We start from the raw sequence: 402 nt of genomic DNA, 5'->3' as shown, positions 1-402 counted from the left end.
TGGTGGTAGAAATCTCTCGCTGAATTGCGCCAATTTGCGCTACGAGTCGTTCGGTGAGGTACTCCGCGCGCAAAGCGGTGAGCTTATTTTCGTTTTGCTCTCGGATAATCGCGTCCAGTGTCGATTTCGCTTCTTTTACGCAAGGGGTAAGTAAGCGAGAACGGCAGCTAAATAAACGTTCATCAAACAACGGAACGTGATGCTCTCCTCGTTGGCGATCCAATGTCGCGGCTTGATTCGCCATGTGTTCTAAACTTTGCGAAAGTTGTTCGATGTTCATGATAAACCTACAAACCAAGCGTCATAAGCCAGCTTAATCGCCAATACGCTCACGACCGTGACAAAAACGGGACGAATGAACTTAGAGCCGAATCGAATTGCAGAATGCGCACCAACAAATGC

The 402-nt window shown here is 48.0% G+C and carries 1 protein-coding gene; it reads right to left on the bottom strand.

Going from position 1 to position 402, the window contains the following annotated elements; genetic code table 11:
* A partial coding sequence (gene priC, locus R7R78_RS26560) for a primosomal replication protein PriC (protein ID WP_225474664.1) occupies positions 1-280 on the bottom strand: 280 nt, incomplete at its 3' end.
* Between the last annotated feature and the right edge of the window lie 122 nt (positions 281-402).

Source organism: Vibrio sp. 2134-1 (genome assembly GCF_033339495.1).
Note: the sequence above shows the minus strand (reverse complement) of the source record. Positions and strands in the feature narration are given on the sequence as shown.